The 4288-nt window shown below is 74.4% G+C and carries 5 protein-coding genes and 1 pseudogene; 2 read left to right on the plus strand and 4 right to left on the minus strand.

The window, feature by feature from the left end; all coding sequences use genetic code 11:
• Positions 1 to 1092: saccharopine dehydrogenase family protein (locus tag H5J29_RS22745; RefSeq protein ID WP_181783073.1), on the plus strand; the 1092-nt coding region annotated here is incomplete at its 5' end.
• Positions 1093 to 1139: 47 nt separating this feature from the next.
• Here H5J29_RS22745 and H5J29_RS22750 read toward each other — a convergent pair.
• The 3 genes from H5J29_RS22750 to H5J29_RS22760 are packed head-to-tail and all read right to left on the minus strand — an operon-like array spanning position 1140 to position 3027.
• Positions 1140 to 1451, minus strand: a complete 312-nt coding sequence (locus H5J29_RS22750) for a branched-chain amino acid transport AzlD family protein (RefSeq protein WP_181783074.1) — start codon at positions 1449 to 1451, stop codon at positions 1140 to 1142.
• The gene (locus tag H5J29_RS22755; RefSeq protein ID WP_181783075.1) at positions 1448 to 2128 is read right to left on the minus strand and encodes an AzlC family ABC transporter permease; all 681 of its coding nucleotides are present in this window, start codon (positions 2126 to 2128) and stop codon (positions 1448 to 1450) included. The genes H5J29_RS22750 and H5J29_RS22755 overlap by 4 nt, the downstream gene beginning before the upstream one ends.
• Before the next feature lie 59 nt (positions 2129 to 2187).
• The gene (locus H5J29_RS22760; protein ID WP_181783076.1) at positions 2188 to 3027 is read right to left on the minus strand and encodes a class I SAM-dependent methyltransferase; all 840 of its coding nucleotides are present in this window, start codon (positions 3025 to 3027) and stop codon (positions 2188 to 2190) included.
• Positions 3028 to 3266: 239 nt separating this feature from the next.
• Between H5J29_RS22760 and H5J29_RS22765 the strand changes: the two genes are divergently transcribed.
• Positions 3267 to 3791, plus strand: coding sequence for a GNAT family N-acetyltransferase (locus H5J29_RS22765; RefSeq protein WP_181783077.1), 525 nt, complete (start codon positions 3267 to 3269; stop codon positions 3789 to 3791).
• Between the two features lie 10 nt (positions 3792 to 3801).
• Here the strand turns inward: H5J29_RS22765 and H5J29_RS22770 are convergent.
• A pseudogene (locus tag H5J29_RS22770) lies at positions 3802 to 4288 on the minus strand (hypothetical protein); the annotation flags it as partial.

The raw sequence follows: 4288 nt of genomic DNA on the forward strand, positions 1-4288 counted from the left end.
GAGGCGGTCGTCGCCACGGTCGGCGACCCACGGTTCAGCGCCGCCCGGGTGGACGCCGCGGACTCGGCCGCGGTCTCCGCGCTGCTGCGGGAGCACCGGATCGACGCGTTGCTCAACGCCACCGACCCCCGGTTCGTCATGCCGGTGTTCCGGGCCTGCCTGGCGGCCGGGGTGACCTATCTGGACATGGCGATGTCCATGTCGGACGCGACGACGGGCCGGATGCTGGGCGACGAGCAGTTCGCCCTGGCCGCGGACTGGGCGGCGGCGGGAGCGTTGGCGCTGGTGGGGATCGGTGTCGAGCCCGGCCTGTCCGACGTCTTCGCCCGCTACGCCTCCGACCACCTCTTCTCCGAGGTCTATACCCTGGACGTGCGGGACGGCGCGAACCTCGCCGTGCCCGGCCGCGGGTTCGCGCCGCCCTTCTCGATCTGGACGCTGATCGAGGAGTGCCTGAACCCGCCGGTGGTGTGGGAGGAGGGGCGCGGGTGGTTCACCACCGAGCCCTTCTCCGAGCCCGAGGTGTTCGACTTCCCCGCCGGGATCGGGCCCCTGGAGTGCGTGAACGTGGAGCACGAGGAGGTGCTCCTCATGCCCCGCTGGCTCTCGGCGCGGCGGGTCACGTTCAAGTACGGGCTGGGCGCCGAGGTGATCGGGGTGCTGCGGACCCTGCACGAGCTGGGCCTGGACTCGACGCGGCCGGTGCGGGTCCGCTCGGGGGAGGGTTTCGCCGAGGTCAGCCCGCGGGAGGTGGTGGCGGCCTGCCTCCCCGACCCGGCCACCCTGCGGATGACGGGCAAGACCTGTGCCGGGGTGCGGGTGACCGGGCTGGGCCTCGACGGCGCCCCGCGCGCGGTGTACCTGCACCACGTCGTGGACAACGACTGGTCGATGGCCGAGTACGGCTGCCAGGCGGTGGTGTGGCAGACCGGCATCAACCCCGTCGTGGCGCTGGAGCTGATCGCGACGGGTGTGTGGCGAGGAACGGGCGTCCTGGGCCCCGAGGCCTTCGACGCCGTCCCCTTCCTCGACCTCCTGGCGGCCTACGGCTCCCCCTGGTCCCTCCGCGAGGACCGCATCATGGGGCCATGACTGTCGTTCGGGACCTCGAGAACGACAGTCGTGGCTCCATGATGCGGTCAGAAGGGGGTCGCGGCGAGCATGACGAGCAGGGCGGCCGCCATGGGGGCGGCGAGGCTGCGGAACCGCCAGGCGACGAAGCCGGCGGCGAGCAGTGCGAAGGGTGCGGGGCCCGCGGTGAACAGCGCGGGGATCCCGCCCTGGTGGACCAGGCTCCCGACGATCAGGGCGGCGAGCACGGCGGGTCCGACGTGGGGGAGGGCCTCCCGCACCCAGGCGGGCAGCTTGTCGGCGGGGACCACGGCGACCAGCAGGACGCGGAGCAGGTAGGTGGCGGCGGCGCCGCCGAACAGGGCGAGCAGGGCGCTCATCGCCGCCTCCCGACCAGTGTGGCGGCGACGATCCCGACGGCGGCGCCGACCAGGGTCCCGATGCCCGGGGGTAGCGGCGAGGCCAGTGCGGCGACGGTCCCGCCGATCACGGCGGCGGTCTGTCCGGTGCGGCGCTTGAGGTGTGGCACCAGCAGCCCGACGAGCATGGCGGGTGCCGCGATGCCCAGTGGCAGCCAGGCGGGCAGCACCGGCCCCGCGACCAGCCCGACGACGTGTCCGGCGAGCCAGCCGACGGCCAGCGTCGCGCTCATGGTGAGCCAGTGCCTGCGGAAACCGACGGGATCGCCTGCCGGTCTGGCCAGGGCGTAGGTCTGGTCGACCACGGTGGCCGCGCCCAGCCAGCGGAACCAGCGGGGCTGGTCCGCGAACCGCGGAGCCAGCGCCGCGCCGTAGAGCAGCAGCCGGGCGTTGATGGCGATCACCCCGGCGAGGATGGCGGGCGGGGCGGCGCCCGCGGTGATCAGCTGCAGGGCGGCCAGGTGGGCGGTGCCGCCGTAGTAGAGGGCGGCGGAGGTGAGCCCGGCGGCGGCGCCGACGGTGTGGGTGCCGAGGGTGAGCCCGATGAGCAGCCCGAAGGGCGCCATCCCGAGCAGCATCGGCGCGATGTCGCGCACGGCGGCCGGGTCGATCCGGAGGCGGCGCTGGAGGAGAGACATGGAGGTCGTCCCAGGGTCGGGAGGCGGGTCCGCCGCGGTGGCGGACCCGCCTCGGGTGCTCAGCGCCTGCGGGCCGTGACCAGCAGGTACTCGGCGGTGTAGGCCGTGCGGCCGGGCTCGTCCGCCTGGTTCCACTCGGTGAGGAACCGCAGGAAGTCGGCGTCGAGCGCGGCGGTGCGGTCGGGGTCGTCGGCGTTGAACCGATAGACCGCGATGACCGGGCCGTAGTTCTGCTTCCAGTACTCGCGGAAGGCGGTCGGGCTCGGGCTGTGGTCCATCACGATCGTCCGGCGGCGCAGGTCGAGGTCGGTGACCTGGTCGCCGAAGAGCTCGCGTACGTGCTGCTCGTCGCCCCAGCGCGGGGCGGGCGTGGCCCCGGGCGGGGGCGGCGGCGCGTAGGGCCCCATGGTCCGGAAGAGGTTCCCGAGGAAACCCTCCGGCGTCCAGTTGATCATGCCGATGGTCCCGCCGGGCCGGGTGACGCGGACCAGCTCGTCCGCGACGGCCTGGTGGTGCGGGGCGAACATGGCCCCGACGCAGGACAGCACGACGTCGAACGTCCCCTCGGTGTACGGGAGCGCCTCGGCGTCGCCCTCGGCCCACGTCAGCTCGACGCCGCGCTCCGCGGCGATCCGGCGGCCGGGGACGAACAGCTCCGGGGTGAGGTCGGAGGCGATGACCTCCGCACCGGTCGCGGCGGCCGGGATGGCCGCGTTGCCCGATCCGGCGCCGACGTCGAGGACCCGCTGGCCCGCCCGCACCCCGCACGCCTCGACGAGCGTGGGGCCGAGGGCGGGGATCAGGTCGACGGCGACGGCGGGGTAGTCCCCGGATGCCCAGAGGGCGCGGTGCTTGGCCTTCAGCTGCTGGTCTGCGGTGGTCCCGATGGTGCTGGTCATCTCTGGTCCTCTCGTGGATGTGGTGACGGGACAGACCATGCGGGCCGGGTCCTCCGTGGTGCTGACGCAACCGTGAAATGTGCAGGTCAGAGCCCTGGCGACGGTGTCGGCCACCGCTCGCTCCGGCCGCTGACCTGCGGATTTCAGCCGGACGACGGTGCCGCCGACACCGTGCGGCGCACGGTGCGGCATCGGCGAGGGCCAGAGCCCCCCGCCCCGGTCCGCGAAGGAGACCCGCCATGGACTTCCACGTCCGCCCGCTGCGCCGCGACGAGGCCGCCCTGCTCGACGCCGTGTTCGCAGGGCTCTCCGCGCAGAGCCGCTACCTGCGCTTCCACTCGCCGGTGCGGAACCTGACCGCACCGATGCGGCAGGCCTTGCTCGCGGTCGACGAGCGCGACCACGTGGCGCTGGTGGCCGTCACCGGGCAGGGCACCCCGCTCGGGGTGGCGCGGCTGATCCGCGACCCCGACCGCGCGGACGAGGCCGAGGTGGCGTTCGAGGTGGTCGACGCCTGGCACGGCCGCGGGGTCGGCAGGGCGTTGCTCTCGGCGCTGGCCGAGCGGGCCGCCGACCTCGGGATCACCCGCATCCACGCCCTGGTGCTCGCGGAGAACACCGCGGCCCGGGCCCTACTGCGGTCGGTGTTCCCGGTCTGTCTGTCCCGGTCCGCCGGTGCGACGACCGAGCTGACCTGCCTGCCGCTCGGCGCCGCCGGGTGGGAGATCACGATGGACGACATCCTCGCCGACCTGGTCGGCTGACGGTCGCCCGCTACCGGACGGCGTGGGCGCGCAGGGCGCCGCGCACGAAGGCGACCGCGGCCGGCCCGTCCATGCCCGATCCCCGGCGGGCGGCGGCGCCGAAGCGCTCCGCCCCGACCGCGTCGGCCAGCGCGGCGAGGCCGTCCGCGTCGAACGGCGCGGGCTTGGCCGCGGCGACCAGCGCGTGGTGCAGCGTGACGACCTCGGCGAGGTCACCGAGGCGGTGCAGCAACAACGTCGCGTAGAGCAGGGTGAGCCATTGCTGGCTCCAGTCGCCGAGCCGGTCCCACCCGTCGACGACCTCGACGAACGCGGCCGCCGCCGTGGCCGGGTCGGAGTGCACGGCGTGGCTCGCCGCCGAGTACATGTGCGCGAACGCCTGGAACCACCGGTTCCGCACCGACGCCGCGACCTCGGCGCTCTCCTCGAGCAGCTCCAGCGCCGTGGCCGGATCGGTGCGCTGCAGCGCCCGCCCGAGACCGAGCAGCCCGAGGCAC

The organism is Pseudonocardia pini (assembly GCF_013870575.1).
Lineage (GTDB): Bacteria > Actinomycetota > Actinomycetes > Mycobacteriales > Pseudonocardiaceae > Pseudonocardia > Pseudonocardia pini.